This is a genomic window from Pedobacter frigidisoli (assembly GCF_032678525.1).
GTDB lineage: Bacteria > Bacteroidota > Bacteroidia > Sphingobacteriales > Sphingobacteriaceae > Pedobacter > Pedobacter frigidisoli_A.
In genome coordinates, this window is record NZ_JAVTSE010000001.1 from 562,875 (window position 1) to 581,060 (window position 18,186).

Below are 18,186 nucleotides of genomic sequence, written 5' to 3' on the forward strand. Positions count from 1 at the left end.
TGGCTACTAAGGTAACCAGAAATAGGTGTAAACAAAAAAACCGGTGCTTTTGACACCGGTTTCCATTTATATTTAAATAATTACTCAAAATATTCTTTCATTCTTTCGAAAAAGCTTTTATCATTTTTTCCTGGCTGTGGTTTGAAATTCGGCGATTCGCGTAATTTCTCTAAAGCAGTACGTTCTTCACTGCTCAACGCCTTAGGGGTCCAGATATTAATATGGATAATTTCATCACCACGATGATAAGAATTAACCTCCGGCAAACCTTTACCTTTCAAACGTAATAGTTTTCCGCTTTGTGTACCCGGCTCGATTTTGATCTTTGCTTTACCATCGATAGTTGGTACCTCAATACTCATTCCCAGAGCCGCATCAACGAAGCTTAAATGTAAATCGTAAACAATATTATTTCCTTCGCGTTTAAGCGTTTCGTGGGCAGTTTCTTCGATTAGAATAATCAAATCTCCTGGAATACCACCGTTAGGTGCAGCATTTCCTTTTCCACTCATGCTCAATTGCATTCCTTCACTTACACCAGCTGGAATATTAATGGTAATGGTTTCTTCACCACGAACAACTCCATCGCCATGACATACGTTACATTTGGCTGTGATTTGCTGGCCGCTACCATTACAGGTAGGGCAGGTAGATGCGGTTTGCATCTGGCCTAGTATGGTATTGGTTACTCTTCGTACCTGGCCGCTACCACCGCATGTACCACAAGTGCTTACTGATGATTTGTCTTTTGCACCAGATCCATCACATGTTTTACATACGATTAATTTGTTAACCTTGATTTTTTTCTCTGCACCATGGGCGATTTCTTCTAAGGTTAATTTTACTTTTATACGAAGATTAGATCCTTTAGCTACCCGTCGGCCGCCACGTTGCTGGCCACCGCCGCCGCCGCCAAAGAAACTTTCAAATGGGTTATGGCCACCGAAGATATCTCCGAAATTACTGAAGATGTCGTCCATGTTCATGTTACCGCCACCATAGCCACCCGAGGCACTTCCGCCTACACCTGCATGACCAAACTGGTCGTAACGCTGTTTTTTCTCCGGATTGCTTAGAATTTCATAAGCTTCTGCAGCTTCTTTGAATTGATCTTCTGCTGCCTTATCACCAGGATTTTTATCAGGGTGATATTTTATCGCCATTTTGCGATACGCTTTCTTGATTTCTTCTGCAGAAGAACTTTTGGTAACGCCTAATACGTCGTAGTAATCTCTTTTACTCATCTTTATTTTAATGATTGAATGACTGAATGATTGAGTGAATGAATGGGGTTAATATTCTATCATTCAAAATTCTCTCATTCAAAATTAATTTATGCTCCAACTACAACTTTAGCAAAGCGAATTACATTATCATTTAAAGTATAACCTTTTTCTACTTCATCAATTACCTTTCCTTTAAGCGCTTCATTAGGTGCAGGGATATTGGTGATGGCTTCATGGAAATCAGTGTTGAAAGGCTGATTGATACTTTCAACATCTTTAAGACCTTTTTGCGATAAGGTGTTCTTTAATTTATTGCTTACCAATAAAATACCTTCTTTAACCGGTGCAACATCTGCTGCGGTTTCCATTGCCTTTAAAGCGCGGTCGAAGTCATCTAATACCGGAAGAAGAGAAACGATTACATCTTTACCTGCAGTTTGCAATAGCTCAACACGTTCCTTTTGGGTACGGCGTTTATAATTGTCAAACTCTGCATAAAGGCGTAGATATTTGTCGTTTAGTTGTTGAACTTCTGCCTGTAATTTCTCTTCTGCTGATAATTCAGGAGCTTGTTCTGTTTCGTTAGCAGTTGTATCAGTATTTTCTACATTTTCAGCAGGATTTTCTGATGCATTTTCAGTGTTCATTATATTTTCTTCTTGATCGTTATTTTTCTTCTTATTAAACATAACAGGAGGCTGAATTTTTTGTGGGATGATCAACTATTTTGCCATAAAGCAAAATCAGCCAAGCTGTCAGATTTATTTGGAGTTATCTGTACAGATTGGCTGATTGACTGACGGATGTCAGCGTTTTATACGATTTGGCCGCCTTCTAAAACGGCACCGTTTTCACATTTAATGATTCGTGATGGAAAGGTACGGATGATGTGATAATCGTGCGTAGCCATCAGCACTGCAGTACCATTCTGACTGATCTGCTTCAACAGGGTCACAATTTCCTCAGATGTTTCCGGATCCAGATTACCAGTTGGTTCATCGGCCAGTATGATTTCCGGATCATTCAACAGTGCCCTTGCGATTACAATTCTTTGTTGTTCACCACCGGAGATTTCATGAGGCATTTTTTTGATTTTAGAACGCAGTCCAACTTTATCCAGAACATCTTTGATGCGTTCACTGATCAGCTTCTCGTCCTTCCAGCCTGTTGCTCTTAAAACGAATTCCAGATTTTTCTCTATGGTACGATCGGTAAGCAACTGGAAATCCTGAAATACCACGCCCAATTTACGGCGTAAGAAGGGAACCTGATTTTCTTTTAAGTTTTTAAGATCAAATCCGGCAATATTACCTTCACCATTACCGATGTGTAAATCGCCATATAATATTTTAAGTAAACTACTTTTACCTGAACCTGTCTGACCGATTAGAAATATAAATTCATCTTTCTCGATATGTAAATTAACGTTTGAGAGTACTAAGTGTTTCTGTTGAAATACATCAACATTGCTTAAATGAATTACTGCGTTTCCTGCCATTTTATATTTCTAATTTTTTGATTTCCCCAAAAGGCAAATCCTTAACCATTTCCATTATGTAATCTTGCTTATCTGCCAATCCCAGTTTTTCGAGTGATTTGTCGGGTCTGTCTACCCTGAAATAAGCGAGCAGTGTAAACTTGTCATCCCTTAACTGAACATAATCAGGTATTTTGGCTATGCCTTTTACTTTAACGATATACATTGTGTTCAAAAATAGCATTTCCGATCGATAAGCGAAAGGTAGAATTTCTTTTTATACCTTCCAACCAGACTATAAACTGGTCAAGCTACCTAAAAAGGTAACTGTATTCACATTATCAGCATAGTCCCAAAGTCTGGGGTGCTGACTCTCTCCAAAAGTGAATGTTTTTAAATCCAGATCTATTTTTGAAACCACGCATTGAATCTGGTTTTCAAGGGATTTAAGTTTAAGGTTAACTTCATCAATATTTTCATATTCTTCATAGAATAAAACAGCTAGGGGGGAAGCCATACTGTCATCTTCTTTCAGCAATAGAAAGCCATTGTCGAAATGTTTAGCGCCATTAACCAGATAAATGGACTTGTTGTAATCGTAGTTATTCTGGTATTTGAAGTGGTTAATAACCGGAAGGAAAATTTCAATTCCCTCATATAAGCTGGCGACATCATAATTTTTTGGAAGGTAAACCTTTGATACGTTTCTACATCCGAGACCAAAATAATCGAATATATCGTTTCCAAGTCGTCCAATTTCCTCCTTTGTTTCTGATCCGTCTAGCACCGCTACACTATTTCTGTTTTTTCTGATGATATGAGGGACTTTGCTGAAGTAAAAATCAAAATATCGTGATGAGTTGTTGCTTCCTGTGGCAATCACTGCATCAAAATCTTTCAATCTTTCTACGTAGTGAATTCGCTCTGATATCAATGGTTCTATGCTCATTAATTCAGCAATTACCGCTTTAATTAGCTTATCATCTGAAGAAGACAATTTAATTAGCGCAGTATTACCTGTTGCGAGGACGCATAATACATCGTGAAAACCAACCATCGGAATGTTACCAGCCAGGATTAAGCCCACTTTTTTTGGAGATTGACTGAAGGTGATGTTGCTGAACCAGAAATCAATATCAGCTGAATTCAACATTTCGGCAAATGATAAAATTGATTTTTTTATGTTTTCTGGTGTGAACCATGTATTGCTGTTTTGGGCACTATAAAATGCATTTCCTAGTATGTCAGTGGGGTTTGTGAGCTTTTGCCCAAGTGCTTTAAATGCAATAATTACTTTATCTTGAGTTAATGCTGACATATTTAGAATTATTATTAATTGATTATATCTTATATTTGCATCGCAAAGGTAAACTAAGCAAAAGAATTAGAAGAAGACATGGCAATTAAAATAACAGATGAGTGTATAAATTGTGGGGCCTGTGAACCAGAATGCCCTAATAATGCAATTTACGATGCCGGTACTGCATGGCGTTTCTCTGACGGAACAAATTTAGAAGGTACTATAGATTTTGGTAATCAACAAATTGAAGCTGATGCCACTCAGGAAGCGGTATCCGATGAAGTTTATTACATTGTTTCAGATAAATGTACAGAATGTAAGGGTTTCCATGATGAGCCTCAATGTGCTGCAGTGTGTCCGGTAGATTGTTGTGTTGACGATGAGGATATTCGCGAGACGGAAGAAGAATTATTGGCTAAGAAAGCATGGTTACACCAGGAAGGTTAGTAATCTGAAAGATATAAAAATTAAAAGTCCCGGCATTGCCGGGACTTTTTTATTTACTTAACTATTTTATTGCCTGATATATCAAGGATTTAAACTGATCAGAAAGTTGGCCATGGGTAAATGGCCATTGCTGGATATAGATCTGGGCAACAATCTTTTTTTGTGGATCAACCCAATAAGTGGAGCCAAAAAAGCCTCCCCATCCATAAGAACCAGCGCTTTGGCCAAGCTTCCTGCTTCCTTTTTCGGAAATAATTTCAAACCCCAGCCCAAAATAGTTTTCGCTGAAAGGGATTTTCCCGAGCTGATTCATAGTCATTAACGCTACACTCCGTTTAGTGAGTATTCTTTTGCCATTCAATTCGCCGTTATTCAATAGCATTTGCAGGAATTTTCCGTAATCTCTTGAAGTTGAAACCAGGCCGGCTCCACCTGCGAAATATCCGTTACCATTTATCGGGTAATTAATGGTAGCACCAGGGAAAGTACCGTCTTTCCAGGGCTTGACAGTTTTGGTAATAGGATCTTCGGTATACACTGTTGCCAGCCGGAATTGCTTTTCTCTTGGTAGGGCAAAATAAGTATCGTTCATTCCCAGCGGCGTAAAGATCTTCTCTTTAAAATATTGGTCCAGATTTAAGCCTGACACAACTTCTACCAACCGGCCTAAAACATCCATACTTAAACTATATTGCCATTTCTCTCCGGGTTGCAGAGCAAGTGGAAGTGTTCCCAGTTTATCGATGTCGGTTTCCAGTGTTTTCTTTTTGATGACAAAGCCGGCTTCAATCCCTGCTTTTGCATAAATCGCATTCATCTCCGGCGATCCAATCTGAGCATAACCCAGTCCTGACGTGTGTGTGAGTAAATCCCGAATGGTAATTTCCCTTTTTGCAGGCCTGGTAGTGTAAGTTGTATCCTTTTTATTAAATTTATCTAAAACCTTTGGGTTTTTAAAAGCGGGAATAAATCTTGAAATTGGATCGTCGAGTATAAACTTGCCCTGATCGAATAACATCATCACTGCGACACAAGTCACTGCTTTCGTTTGCGAGGCAATTCTTAAAATATCATCCGTTTTAAAAGGCCGGTCGACCTGACTGCCGAATGCTTTGTTGTATACCGTATTTCCTTTATAAATTATGTTAGCTGTAATACCTTTGATCCATCCGCTATCTAAATATTGCTTAAATAGCACATCTATTTTGCTAAGGCCTTTCTGCGATAGAGCGGTTCTCGAATCCTTATTTTGAGCATAGGAAACATTAAAAATCAATAAAAGAGATATTAGCCGAAGGTAGAAGTGCTTTTTCATCACTTAAGGGTCAAACATCACATTTATTTGGGATAATTAAAACAGGACAAGCAGATTTCCGCGCTACATGCTCTGCCACGCTACCCATCAGGAAATGATAGAGTCCGCTTCTTCCGTAGGTTCCGATAACAATTAAATCCGATCCCCACTCGTCAGATTGCTGGATAATACCATGAGCGGCTGTATCTACCACACTTAAGTAGGTGGTTGTTATTCCGTTCCCAAATTTAGTTTCTATTTCCTTCAGGAGAATATGACTGTTTTCCTCACTATTATCATAAGTTTCTAAAAATACCGGGGCAAGTGTTAAATCAGGATTTACATTTGCGGGTACAGGCTCGATAATATTGACCAATGCTACCTCGGCACCAAACTTTCCGGCCATATCGTAACCCGCTTTCGCCGCTTTTTCAGAGCAGGTACTATTGTCGACAGCAATTAATATTCTCTTAAAATTCATAACGGGCAGCTTTAAATGTTTACATCATAAAAATAACAAATTTCATATCAAAATGTTAGGCAATAGATGTAATTTGTTAGTTTTACCAAATCTTTCACGGACATCATTAAATGGAAAATCAATACGGTATTTGTAGAATTGCAGTAGCTCCTTTAAGGGCTGAACCATCAGACAAGGCGGAGATTGTTTCGCAATTGTTATTTGGTGACCATGTGGAGATTATTGCAAAAGAAGAAAGATGGTGGCTGGTGAAAAATGGCTATGACAGTTATGAAGGCTGGATGGATTTCAGGCAACTGGCTGGCATTACTTACCAGCAGTTTGTTGAAGTTGAAAATCAGAAACAGCTTGCCCCGTTAGGTTTTAATAATGTGTTGACTTCAGCCGATGGCAGTTTATATTATCTAAGCCCCGGAAGTAATCTACCAAATCTTACTGATGGCTATTGCTATGCAGGCGCTGAAAAGTTTAAGCTGAATTTCGAACCCTTCGATACGACAGTATCCGATTTTAAAACAGACCTTGCATCTACTGCTAAATTTTTCTTAAACGTTCCTTATTTATGGGGTGGCAGGCATCTGTTTGGCATGGATTGCTCAGGTTTTGTTCAAACCGTTTTTAAAATGTTCAACATAAAACTCAATCGTGATGCTTCACAGCAGGCAGAGCAAGGAGAACTGGTTGGATTTCTAGCGGAAGTAAAATCCGGAGATGTAGCTTTTTTTGATAATGAAGATGGTAAAATTACCCATGTTGGAATTATGTTAAGCCCCAATGAAATTATCCATTCATCAGCCAAAGTAAAGATAGACCCGATTGATGATCAGGGAATTTTTAATAAAGAGCTAGGGAAATATACGCATAAGCTGAGAATTATTAAGCGGTTTGTGGATTGATGAAGGAAATAATGATATTATTCTTCCATTTCCCAAACCATTACCTGCCTGTCGTCTCCGGTAGAGATTAAATACCTTCCATCATTGCTCCATATCATTTTGTTGATAGAATGCGTATGTCCGGTTCCTGATTTTTCCAGGCTCAGGATTTTGTATAGCTTAAAATTTTCTGCATCCCAGATTTTAATACTTTTGTCCTGGCTGCTGGTGGCAAAATAGGGTAGGGTTGGATGAAAAGCGATATTATATACTGTGAACATATGCGCCGGGATAGTCTGTAATAGCTCATAAGTGGGCAGATTCCAGATTTTTAATTGCGCATCGCGGGAACCTGAGATCAAATATTTTCCTGCCGGATGATAGGCCAGCGCTGTAAGGGGTAAGGTATGTCCGTCAAGGTTTTGCTTTAAACTGTAGTCTTCCAGGTTGTAGATTTTAATTAGATGGTCTTTACATCCAAAAGCAACTTCAGTTTCATCAGGTGATACTGCGATTACTCTTACGGTATCATATGCTGCCTGAAATCGATAAATCTCAGTAAAATCGTTTAAGGACCAAACAGCAACAGTACCGTCTTCGCCGGTAGTCAAAAGCTCATTTTTGCTTTTTATCGTTTGAATATTAAAAATAGGTTTTGTATGTGCATTTATTCTTGCTACCACTTTTTCCTCAGTCAAGTCATAAACGCTGAAAGCGCCACTTCGCTCACCAATGAAAAGCTGATCGTTATCATAATGCAGGTAATACACAGAACTTTGAACGGGCATTTTAACCTTTACAAAAGCCATGCTTTCAAGCGACCATTCTACTATACCTTTATCGTTGCCTGCGCTAAAAAAAGCTGTTTCGTTATCTGATTTGGCTAAAGCGTAAACAGGGTTTTGATGGCCGGAAAGTGTTTTAAGGTGTTTAAGCATATCTAGGGTCCGAAGTTGAATGGTTGGAAGGCTGAGGAACTTTGGCCTGCAACCGTCAATCTTATTTATGTCTACTTTCTAAATTCTTTGCGATATCCTGAATTGATAATCCTTTTTCTTTTAACAGGAATAACAGGTGGAAAACCAGGTCAGAAGCCTCACCGATAAACTCTTCTTCAGTTTCTGCTAATGCAGCAATAACCGTTTCTACACCTTCCTCGCCAACCTTTTGAGCGATTTTATTCAAACCCTTGCTGCGCATCTTATTGATGTAAGATCCTTCAACAGGATTTTCGTACCTATCGGTAATGATGTTTTCGAGTTCGAAAATAAAGTTTTGATTGAAATCTGTTTTAAAACAGCTGCGGCTACCGGTGTGGCAGGTTGGCCCAACAGCATCAGCCTTGATTAAGATGGTGTCGTTATCGCAATCCACAAAAAGTTCCTTTACATAGAGGAAGTTATTACTGGTTTCTCCTTTAGTCCATAGTCGGTTTTTAGAACGTGAAAAGAAAGTCACTTTGCCATCAGCCTGTGTTTTCTCTAAAGCCTCAGCATTCATGTAGCCTAGCATTAAAACTTCTAATGTTTTGTAATCCTGAATAATTACCGGAAGTAAGCCTTCAGTTTTTTCCCAATCAAGGGAGTTCGTATCGATTGTCATTTTATTTTTTTATTGCGGAAAAACAGACACATAACTATGGACTGCAAACTCCGGACTTATTTATATCCTCACCGGAATATTATTCTTTCTTAATTCCTGTTTTAAATCAGGGATCAGGATTTCCCCATAATGAAATACCGAAGCCGCAAGTGCTGCATCAACGTTGGCTTTTTGAAAAACCTCTGTAAAATGCTCCATGCTTCCCGCACCGCCCGAAGCAATAATGGGAATGTTGATCATTTGGTTTACCTTATTTAATAAACCACAATCAAAACCTGCTTTTGTACCGTCATGATCCATTGAGGTGAGCAGAATTTCTCCTGCGCCTAAATCCTCTGCTTGTTTAATCCAGTTTTCGGTTTCCAGTTCGGTAATTAATCGCCCACCATTCAGGTGAACCATATTTCTGCCATCCACATGCTTGGTATCTACAGCCAGAACTACGAACTGTACACCAAAGGCTTTGGCCAGTTCTTCAATCAATTTAGGATTTCTGACAGCGGCAGAGTTGATGCTGATTTTGTCGGCTCCTGCATTCAAAAGGGCTTCAGCATCTGCAATTTCGGTTATTCCACCACCAATGGTAAAGGGAATATTCAACTGGCGGGCTACTGCCTTAACCATTTCAATCATCGTTTTCCGACGTTCGTGGGTAGCGGTAATGTCTAAGAAAACCAGCTCATCGGCACCTTGCTGTGCATATTGAGCGGCTAATTCTACAGGATCGCCTGCGTCACGTAAATCAACAAAGTTCACACCTTTTACGGTGCGGCCGTCTTTAACGTCGAGGCAGGGGATTATTCTTTTACTAAGCCCCCCTCCGCCCCCTAAAGGGGGAACTGCAAATCGCTGAGCCTGTATGGCTTCTTTTATTTTTTCCAAAACAATGTCTATGTTTTTATAAATTTCTTCATTTTTGAACCTTAGTACCTTTATACCAAAGGCTTCAATCGCTGTTTGTCTTTCTAAATCGTTTTCGATTACTTCTTTGAGATTATGAACACTGCCATCAAGTTCGATTATAAGTTTAACTTCATGGCAATAAAAATCAGCAATGAAAAAAGAAATAGGATGTTGGCGTCTAAACTTAACGCTAAATTTATTTCCTTTTAAATGCTCCCAAAGTAGTTTTTCAGCCTCTGTAAGTCTGTTTCTTAATTCTTTGGCATATTGGAAAATAATGTTCGATGCCCCATAAAACATATTAGGTTTATTAACTTTTAAAAAGTCAAAATCTTCATCATTCATGATATTTTCCATCTTGAATTATGCTATTTCAACCCCGCCTAAAGCTCCCCCTTTAGGGGGCTGGGGGGAATTAAATCGAACTCAGCATCTTCAAATTCCAGTCCTTCACTTGTTCTATCGTGATTCTGTCTTCGTAAATGGCCTTTCCAACCACCACACTTCTGATGGGGAATTTTGCCAGCTCATAAATATCTTCCATTGAGCTCACACCGCCTGATGCAATTAACTTAATCATCGGCGAGTGCTCCAACAGTTTTTTATACAACTCAACCGCTGCCCCGCCCAATTTTCCATCTTTGCTGATATCGGTACATAAGAACCTAAAGAAACCTAATGCAAGGCATTTATCAACATAATCCATCAGTTTGATTGGCGAACTTTCCATCCAGCCCGAATACTTAATCACTTCATCCAAAACATCAATGGCAATTACGATGCGGTTGGCATAGTTATCTTTTTTGGCAAAGGCTTCGCTCAGTTGCTGCAAGAAATCAGGATTGGTAATGGCCTGTGTACCTACAATAACACGGTGTATCCCGGCATCAAGCAAATTGGTAACCTGCTGAATGGTACGGATTCCGCCGCCGTACTGCACTTTCATTTCAGTTTTTTTAATGATTTCAAATAGTGATTTCTGGTTGCTGAAATCGCCTTTTGCACCATTTAAATCAATGATATGGATAAAATCTGTACCGTTCGACTGGTATTTCGCAATCATATCGGCAATAGAAACATCATATTCAGTTTTCTGGTTATAGTCGCCTTCGCGCAGGCGAACAACCTTACCGTCCAAAATATCAATAGCAGGAATTATGTACATTTTATAAGCTTAAGTTTGAAAAATTTTTTAGTATCTGTTCGCCAGCTTTCCCCGATTTCTCCGGGTGAAACTGAACCCCATAAAAGTTGTCTTTTTGCACAGCAGCCGAAAATTTCAATCCGTAACCGGCAGATGCGATGTCAAAAATAGGGTTATATTCAATAAAGTACGAATGAACGAAGTAAAATTGTGTATTATCTTCAACACCATCGAACAACAGATTGTTTGCCGGCTTCACGGCGTTCCATCCCATGTGCGGGATTTTGATATTCAGCGACTTATCGAATTTTTTAGTCTTTACCGGAACGATGTCCAAAAGGGCCGCATCGCCTTCTTCCGAATGCTCGGTGATCAGCTGCATCCCTACACAAATACCCAGAACGGGCTTGGTTAATGCCTTTATTGCCTGGACTAAACCTGTTTGATTTAGCTTTTCCATGGCTGCGCCGGCATGGCCTACACCAGGAATAATAATATGCGAGTATTTTTCGAGGTCGCCCTCGGTATTCACCATACCATATTCCAGGCCCAGGCGTTCTAAAGCAGCGGTTAAGGAAAAGATGTTGCCAGCGCCATAATTTACTATTCCAATCATATGTTTATTGAGTATTTAGTATCAGGTGTTTAGTATCGAGTATCAAGTGCTGAGTATCGAAACGAGTGTTCATTAATGGCTTTAAATTTACAACATCCCCTTCGTGCTCGGCAACACCATTTTCTCCGCATCGCGTTTAATGGCCATTTTTATCGCTTTTGCAAAGGCTTTAAAAATAGCTTCAATTTTATGGTGCTCGTTATCGCCTTCGGCTTTAACGTTTAAATTACATTTTGCCGCATCGCTGAAAGATTTAAAAAAGTGATAAAACATTTCAGTTGGCATATCCCCGACCTTTTCACGTTTAAATTCAGCATCCCACACTATCCAGTTGCGGCCTCCGAAATCGATCGCTACTTGAGCAAGGCAATCATCCATTGGTAGGCAGAAGCCATAGCGCTCAATACCGAGTTTGTTGCCTAAGCCTTTGGCAAATGCTTCCCCAAGCGCAATTCCTGTATCTTCAATGGTGTGATGTTCGTCGATATGAAGATCTCCTTTTGCGATCACTTCTAAATCTACACTGCCGTGTCGGGCAATCTGATCGAGCATGTGGTCGAAAAAGTTCAGGCCTGTTTCGATTTTTGCTTTCCCTGTCCCGTCTAAATCAAGATTGATGGTGATATCGGTTTCATTGGTTTTGCGCACATGATTGATTTTTCTGCTTCCTGCTTTAAGCAAGTTATAGATGTCTTCCCATTTTTGCGTTTCCAGAATAATGATGTCCAGCAAAGTTTCATGTTTGTCCAATGCTTCGGTCGAACCTAAGGCATCGTTCTGACGCAGAAAGATGGCTTTCGCCCCTAAATTTTTTGCCAATACAACATCGTTTAAACGATCGCCAATGACGTACGAATTTTTCAGATCATACTCTTCGCTAAAATATTTCGTCAATAAACCCGTGCCTGGTTTACGGGTAGGGGCATTGTCTTTTGCAAAAGTTCTGTCGATAATAATCTCACTGAAATTTACACCTTCACCTGCAAAAGTATCAAGCATAAAATTGTGGATCGGCCAGAAATTTTCTTCAGGATTCGAAGGTGTTCCCAGTCCATCCTGGTTGGTTACCATCACCAGTTCGTAATCCATTTCGCTGGCTATTTTCGAAAGATAATAGAGTGATCTTGGATAAAATTTTAGCTTCGCAAAACTGTCAACCTGTTCATCGTCCGGTTCAATATTTAAGGTTCCGTCGCGGTCAATAAAAAGTACTTTTTTCATCTCTTAAAAGTTTTTCAGAATGGTTAATAGTTTGTCGTTTTCTTCTTTCGTTCCTACGGTAATCCTTAAACAACCTTCACACAAAGTTACCTTCGAACGGTCGCGAACAATGATTCCTTCATCAACTAAAGTGTTATAAATTTTAGTTGCATCTGTTACTTCAGCCAATATAAAATTTGCATCCGATGGATAAACCTTTGTGACGATATTCAGGCTGTTTAAATCGACAGAAAGTCGCTCTCTTTCGGCAACAGATTCTTTAATCCATTCGTTAACCTGCGCAATGTTTCTTAACGCTTCAAACGCTAAATCTTGTGTAGCTTGATTGATATTATAAGGAGGTTTTATTTTATTCAAAACATCGATCACATTTCGTGATGAAAATGCCATCCCTAAACGTAAAGCGGCGAGGCCCCAAGCCTTAGAAAAAGTTTGCAAAATAACCAGATTTGCATACTCGGTTAACTCTTGTATAAATGTCTTTTGACGGGCGTAATTAATGTACGCTTCATCCACTACAACGATCCCGTTAAAGTTGTTTAAAATGGTTTCAATATCTTCACGGTTTATAGAGTTTCCTGTAGGATTATTCGGCGAACAAATGAAGATTAGTTTGGTGTTTTTATCAATCGTTTCTGCTATCTTTTCCATGTCCAGCTGGAAGTTGGGAAGCAGACTTACTTTGCGGATTTCCACATCGTTAATATTGGCCGAAACTTCGTACATTCCATAGGTTGGCGGAAGCACAATTACATTGTCTTTTCCAGGGTTGCAAAAGGCACGAAAAAGCAGGTCAATTGCTTCGTCGCTTCCGTTACCCAAAAAGGTATTTTCGATGGGTACACCTTTGATTTTGCTGATCGCATCTTTTAAGTCTAGCTGTAACGGATCCGGGTAGCGGTTATAATTTGCGGGTAGGGGAGAGCCATAGCTGTTCTCATTGGCATCTAAAAATACTGATGCCTGACCTTTAAACTCATCTCTGGCGGTAGAGTATGGTTTAAGGTTTTTTATATTTTCTCTAACTAAATCGTTGATATCCATTTTCTTTTTGTTTTGAGATTTTGGAGGTAAGATAGAAGAATGGGGTACATTTTAGTTTCACCAATCTCATATCTAGGTTCTTATATCTCTTTCAATCTAATTGTAATCGCATTTTTGTGGGCCTGCAGGCCTTCTGCTGCGGCAAGTGTTTCCACGGTAGTTCCAATGTTATTTAGTCCGTTTGCAGACAGATGCTGGAAGGTTATTTTTTTAAGGAAAGCATCTGTTGATACACCCGAATAAGCCTTTGCAAACCCGCTGGTAGGTAAGGTATGGTTAGTTCCGGAGGCATAATCGCCAGCGCTTTCAGGAGTCAGGTTTCCTAAGAACACAGAGCCCGCGTTAATTATCTGAGGGATTAGTGATTCAAAGCTTTCGGTAGCAAGAATCAAATGTTCGGGTGCATACTCGTTGGAAAAGGCCATGGCAGTGTTTAAATCGCTGACTAATAAAGCGTAAGAATTCGCTACGGCTTTAGCGGCTATTTCTGCTCTAGGTAATTCTTTAAGTTGATCTTCAACTTCTTTTAAAGTCTTAGCTATGATTTCATTTGAGGTAGCAACTAAAATAGACTGACTATCAGTTCCATGCTCGGCTTGTGCAAGCAAATCCGCAGCTACGTATGACGGATTGGCAGTTTCATCAGCTATGACTAAAACCTCTGATGGACCTGCTGGCATATCAATAGCTACTTTGTTTTGCACCATCGTTTTGGCAGTTGTTACATAACGGTTGCCAGGGCCGAATATCTTATATACCTGGGGTACTGTTTCGGTTCCGAAGGCCATTGCCGCTACAGCCTGTGCGCCACCAATCAGGTAGATTTTTTCTATTCCCAGTAACACCGCACAGTATGCAAGATAGCAATTTGTTTTACCATCACTTTGCGGTGGCGAGCAAACAATGATTTCTCTGCTGCCCGCGATTAATGCTGGTGTGGCCAGCATTAAAAATGTACTCGGTAAAACCGCTGTCCCGCCCGGGATATATAGCCCGACCTTCTCGATTGCTCTGGATTCACGCCAGCAAATAACGCCTGGCATGGTCTCTACTTTATCTTCTGTTTTAAGCTGTGATTCGTGAAATGCCCTGATGTTGTGATAAGCAGTTTCAATCGCTTTTTTTGCATCTGTAGGAATAGTCGACGCAATAGTTTTTAACTCCTCAGCATCTAAGAACAGCTTTCCCAGTTCCACTTTATCGAATGCTTTTGCGAAATTGAAGAGTGCAGTATCGCCATCTTTTTTAACGATATTAATGATGTCTTCCACACGTTCTTCAACCAATTTATCGTCTTCAATCTGTCGGGAACACAGTTCCTGAATTTTTGATTTAGATAAATCTGTATAATTATAGATCCTCAATGTCTTATAATTTAATATTAACTAATAGTTAATGTGTTTTTAAAGCTTTTTTGGTGTTTTTTAACGGATAATCTTCTCGATTGGCATCACTAAAATTCCTTCAGCGCCCGCTGCTTTTAAGCTGTTTATTTTATCCCAGAAATCTTCTTCAGCAATTACAGAATGAACGGCAACCCAATCCGGTTCAAACAGCGGAACCACGGTAGGACTTTTAACACCAGGCAGTAAATCTACAACTTTTTGAAGGTTGTCTTTCGATACATTTAATACCACGTATTTGTTAGATTTTGCACTCAGTACCGAACGGATTCTTTGAAGTAATTCGGCAACTTCAGGGTTGTCTGCTATTGATTTGTTACCAATTAAAACAGCCTCCGACTGCATTACATCAGCGAACGGTTTTAGTCCGTTACTCTTCAATGTTCCCCCAGTAGAAACGATGTCAAAAATCGCATCGCTTAACCCTAAGCCCGGACCAATTTCTACCGATCCTGAGATTGTCCTGATGTCGGATTTTATGCCTTTTTCTGTAAGGAATTTTTCGAGAATTACAGGGTAGGAAGTAGCGATTGCCTTGCCATTTAGTTCTTCTAAATTTTGAACATCGCTTGTGGCCTGAACTGCGATTTTTAGCGTGCATTTTCCGAACCCTAATTTCTGTAAATAATCTACTTCGGCTTTAGTTTCTACAATCACATTTTCGCCAACAATACCAAGGTCGGCAATACCGTCTTGTACGTACTCTGGAATATCGTCATCGCGAAGGAAAAGAATTTCTAAAGGGAAGTTGGTAACAGTCGAAATTAGTGAACTTTTATAGTTCTCGAAAGAAAGACCACAGTTCTTTAATATTTCTACAGATTTTTCGTTTAACCTACCCGATTTCTGGATAGCAATTTTAAGTGTTTTCAAAGTATTGAATATAGAATGAACAAGAAATAATTTTACGGAAAAATAGTTTTGAAGTACAAAACAAACATATATCATCGCCTAACGGCGATGGTGCAAATGTAAGTGATGGTTCAAAGTTAATTTCATATATTTATTTCTGCCAATATCAATGCTTTAGCTGACTAGCGTTGGCAAATATAGCGTTTGAAACCGTAAAACAAAAAATAATGGCATTTAATTTGCCTTTATGCTGTTTATATATTGCAATCGGCTTATTTTTGTACTAAAACATCACGCATTGAAAAACTTTCGCTTTCTGATTATCCCCTTTATATTAGCTATTTCTTCTTGTGGTTGGTTTAAGTCTCCACCGGAAATAGGAAAAGTTTTAGCTGAACATTTCAAAAATAAGATGTACAAAGACTTCGATACAACTGCTTATGATAGTGTTTTTGTTGAAACGATGAATGAGCTTTCTCCAGGTTTTATCAATCCGAAAACTATAAAAGCCTTTTATGCTGTAAATAATGATGCACCTGAATTAGTTACCAGGTTTTATATCAACGGTGAGTTGGATTCTTTGAACAGTTACCTTGAAAATAGTACAGTTCACGGGCTGAATCCTAAAGTTTTTAAAACCGAAGAAATAAAAAACCTGCTAAGCCAGCTTGGCGAAAATAATTTTAAGAAAGTTGAAGATAGCTATCCGGTTATTGCCAGGCTGGAGATTTTGAGTGCCAATGCCTATTTAAACTATACCAATTTCCTGAAATACGGAGTGGTAAATCCACGCAATATTTTTTCAAGATATTACATCAAAGTTAGGCGTCCGGACAGCGCGGGAATGGTTAGGCTTTTATCAACTGATCATTTACTTGATTCCCTAAAATCTGCACAGCCAAAATCGCCTCAATATAAGGCTTTGCAAACTGCTTATCTCAATACGGATATAGCCAGTGAAAAACGGATTCTGTTATTAAACATGGAGCGGTTTCGCTGGCAGATGCCTGCAACCGGAAATAATTTTGTGCAAGTGAATATTCCGGATTTTAAACTTACCTGGTTCGATGATCAGGACACCGTAATCAGCATGAAAGTTTGTGTTGGCGGCAGACGCGAAAGTGGTTATGAAGAAAAGTTAAAAGCTTTTGCGAAGTCGGGTAGTCTTGATGACAAGCCGAAGAACCATGAGACGCCATTGTTGTTTAGTAAAATCAATTCCATCCAGGCAAATCCAATCTGGAATATCCCGGTAAGTATCGCGCAGAGCGAGATATACTGGATGGCTCGGAAGGATCCGTATTATCTTTCAAACAGTAATATTAAAGTTTATTATAAAGACAAATTGATTGGCGAGCCTGATACCATAAACTGGAATAAATACTCGAGAGAAAAACTACCTTTTAAATTTAAACAAGGCTCGGGTGGTGGTAATGCCCTGGGAAAATTCAAATTTATTTTTGATAATAGTTCGAGCATTTACCTGCACGATACAAACAATAAAAACGGTTTCAATTTGAGTAACCGTGCCATCAGTCATGGTTGTGTGCGTATTGAAAAACCATTGGACTTTGCTGAAAAGTTGGTGGGAGATACTTATACCTATGACAAGTTAAGAGCTGAGGTTGATTTGCCTCCGGTTGACAGCACGCATAACAAATGGTATAAGAAACGTATGGCCGCCAAAGCCGATACCTTAAAAGCTTTTCAATTGAAACCGGCATGGTTCTCTCCTAAGAAAAGTGTTCCACTTTTGATCACATATTTCACAGCCTGGTCGGAGAATAATAAGATTGAATATCGTCCGGATGTTTATGATATGGATGAGAAGCTATGGATGGCGATGAGAAAATTCAGATAGAAGCTGTAGATTTGCCACATGCAAGGTACCTCCCAGTTCAACCATCAGGCCGACATCGTAAATTCAGCCATTAGATTTATCAGCTCCTGGTTTAAACAATCAAAGTCGATAACAGCCGAATTAAATGATTTCTTTATTCTTCCCCAGGGAAAAGTGATTGGCAAAGAGGTGGTAATTGGCCGCTTGAAAGGTATTTTTGGACAGTCAGACGAATATGCAGGCGGGCGGTATGATATCATCGATGTAAATTTTGAATTGCTGGATGGCGGCAAGGGAATGGGATATGTTGAGGGTGTAGCAGGTTTTAGAGCCGTATTGAAAACGGAATCTAAAATCATCAGCGGGCCATTTAAGCTTTACTTCGCGTTAAATAACGGCCAGTGGAAAATTGTAAATATCGAATTTCCAGGTTTCAGCTTTTAATCCTGCTGAGCATATCT

At 39.4% G+C, this 18,186-nt stretch carries 20 protein-coding genes and 1 pseudogene; 4 read left to right on the forward strand and 17 right to left on the reverse strand.

What is annotated here, in order from left to right:
* Nucleotides 1–80: 80 nt before the first annotated feature.
* The 5 genes from dnaJ to R2Q80_RS02505 form a co-directional block, all read right to left on the reverse strand.
* A complete protein-coding gene (gene dnaJ, locus R2Q80_RS02485) occupies nt 81–1,244 on the reverse strand; it encodes a molecular chaperone DnaJ (RefSeq protein ID WP_316798061.1) in 1,164 nt (387 codons plus the stop codon).
* 89 nt (nt 1,245–1,333) lie between these two features.
* Nucleotides 1,334–1,915 (reverse strand): nucleotide exchange factor GrpE, encoded by a 582-nt coding sequence (locus R2Q80_RS02490; RefSeq protein WP_316798062.1) that lies wholly within the window; start codon nt 1,913–1,915, stop codon nt 1,334–1,336.
* A gap of 125 nt (nt 1,916–2,040) precedes the next feature.
* Entirely contained in the window at nt 2,041–2,724 is a 684-nt protein-coding gene (locus R2Q80_RS02495; protein WP_316798063.1) for a cell division ATP-binding protein FtsE, read from the reverse strand.
* A gap of 1 nt (nt 2,725) precedes the next feature.
* Nucleotides 2,726–2,929 (reverse strand): fructose-6-phosphate aldolase, encoded by a 204-nt coding sequence (locus R2Q80_RS02500; protein WP_316798064.1) that lies wholly within the window; start codon nt 2,927–2,929, stop codon nt 2,726–2,728.
* A 69-nt stretch (nt 2,930–2,998) separates the two neighbouring features.
* A complete protein-coding gene (locus R2Q80_RS02505; protein WP_316798065.1) occupies nt 2,999–4,021 on the reverse strand; it encodes an acyl-CoA reductase in 1,023 nt (340 codons plus the stop codon).
* Between the two features lie 78 nt (nt 4,022–4,099).
* Between R2Q80_RS02505 and R2Q80_RS02510 the strand changes: the two genes are divergently transcribed.
* The gene (locus tag R2Q80_RS02510) at nt 4,100–4,450 is read left to right on the forward strand and encodes a 4Fe-4S dicluster domain-containing protein (protein WP_316798066.1); all 351 of its coding nucleotides are present in this window, start codon (nt 4,100–4,102) and stop codon (nt 4,448–4,450) included.
* 61 nt (nt 4,451–4,511) lie between these two features.
* On the opposite strand, the gene R2Q80_RS02515 is transcribed toward R2Q80_RS02510, so the two are convergent.
* Entirely contained in the window at nt 4,512–5,765 is a 1,254-nt protein-coding gene (locus R2Q80_RS02515) for a serine hydrolase domain-containing protein (protein ID WP_316798067.1), read from the reverse strand.
* 10 nt (nt 5,766–5,775) lie between these two features.
* A complete protein-coding gene (locus R2Q80_RS02520) occupies nt 5,776–6,225 on the reverse strand; it encodes a universal stress protein (protein ID WP_316798068.1) in 450 nt (149 codons plus the stop codon).
* 110 nt (nt 6,226–6,335) lie between these two features.
* Between R2Q80_RS02520 and R2Q80_RS02525 the strand changes: the two genes are divergently transcribed.
* On the forward strand, nt 6,336–7,121 hold the full coding sequence (locus tag R2Q80_RS02525; RefSeq protein WP_316798069.1) for a C40 family peptidase: 786 nt from the start codon (nt 6,336–6,338) through the stop codon (nt 7,119–7,121).
* Between the two features lie 17 nt (nt 7,122–7,138).
* Here R2Q80_RS02525 and R2Q80_RS02530 read toward each other — a convergent pair whose 3' ends face one another.
* The 10 genes and pseudogenes from R2Q80_RS02530 to hisG form a co-directional block, all read right to left on the reverse strand.
* The gene (locus R2Q80_RS02530) at nt 7,139–8,038 is read right to left on the reverse strand and encodes a WD40 repeat domain-containing protein (RefSeq protein WP_316798070.1); all 900 of its coding nucleotides are present in this window, start codon (nt 8,036–8,038) and stop codon (nt 7,139–7,141) included.
* 61 nt (nt 8,039–8,099) lie between these two features.
* On the reverse strand, nt 8,100–8,702 hold the full coding sequence (hisIE, locus tag R2Q80_RS02535) for a bifunctional phosphoribosyl-AMP cyclohydrolase/phosphoribosyl-ATP diphosphatase HisIE (RefSeq protein ID WP_316798071.1): 603 nt from the start codon (nt 8,700–8,702) through the stop codon (nt 8,100–8,102).
* Between the two features lie 60 nt (nt 8,703–8,762).
* Nucleotides 8,763–9,563, reverse strand: coding sequence for an imidazole glycerol phosphate synthase subunit HisF (gene hisF / locus R2Q80_RS02540; protein WP_316798527.1), 801 nt, complete (start codon nt 9,561–9,563; stop codon nt 8,763–8,765).
* A 9-nt stretch (nt 9,564–9,572) separates the two neighbouring features.
* Nucleotides 9,573–9,962, reverse strand: a pseudogene (locus tag R2Q80_RS02545) (endonuclease domain-containing protein); the annotation flags it as partial.
* A gap of 58 nt (nt 9,963–10,020) precedes the next feature.
* Nucleotides 10,021–10,770, reverse strand: coding sequence for a 1-(5-phosphoribosyl)-5-[(5-phosphoribosylamino)methylideneamino]imidazole-4-carboxamide isomerase (hisA, locus tag R2Q80_RS02550; protein WP_316798072.1), 750 nt, complete (start codon nt 10,768–10,770; stop codon nt 10,021–10,023).
* Between the two features lies 1 nt (nt 10,771).
* Entirely contained in the window at nt 10,772–11,365 is a 594-nt protein-coding gene (gene hisH / locus R2Q80_RS02555; protein ID WP_316798073.1) for an imidazole glycerol phosphate synthase subunit HisH, read from the reverse strand.
* An 87-nt stretch (nt 11,366–11,452) separates the two neighbouring features.
* The gene (hisB, locus tag R2Q80_RS02560; protein WP_316798074.1) at nt 11,453–12,586 is read right to left on the reverse strand and encodes a bifunctional histidinol-phosphatase/imidazoleglycerol-phosphate dehydratase HisB; all 1,134 of its coding nucleotides are present in this window, start codon (nt 12,584–12,586) and stop codon (nt 11,453–11,455) included.
* A 3-nt stretch (nt 12,587–12,589) separates the two neighbouring features.
* Entirely contained in the window at nt 12,590–13,630 is a 1,041-nt protein-coding gene (gene hisC / locus R2Q80_RS02565) for a histidinol-phosphate transaminase (RefSeq protein ID WP_316798075.1), read from the reverse strand.
* A gap of 80 nt (nt 13,631–13,710) precedes the next feature.
* A complete protein-coding gene (gene hisD, locus R2Q80_RS02570; protein WP_316798076.1) occupies nt 13,711–14,994 on the reverse strand; it encodes a histidinol dehydrogenase in 1,284 nt (427 codons plus the stop codon).
* A 60-nt stretch (nt 14,995–15,054) separates the two neighbouring features.
* A complete protein-coding gene (hisG, locus tag R2Q80_RS02575; protein WP_316798077.1) occupies nt 15,055–15,906 on the reverse strand; it encodes an ATP phosphoribosyltransferase in 852 nt (283 codons plus the stop codon).
* Nucleotides 15,907–16,183: 277 nt separating this feature from the next.
* Here hisG and R2Q80_RS02580 point away from each other — a divergent pair, with 277 nt between their 5' ends.
* On the forward strand, nt 16,184–17,746 hold the full coding sequence (locus R2Q80_RS02580; RefSeq protein ID WP_316798078.1) for a L,D-transpeptidase family protein: 1,563 nt from the start codon (nt 16,184–16,186) through the stop codon (nt 17,744–17,746).
* An 18-nt stretch (nt 17,747–17,764) separates the two neighbouring features.
* Entirely contained in the window at nt 17,765–18,169 is a 405-nt protein-coding gene (locus R2Q80_RS02585; protein ID WP_316798079.1) for a hypothetical protein, read from the forward strand.
* Nucleotides 18,170–18,186 lie beyond the last annotated feature (17 nt).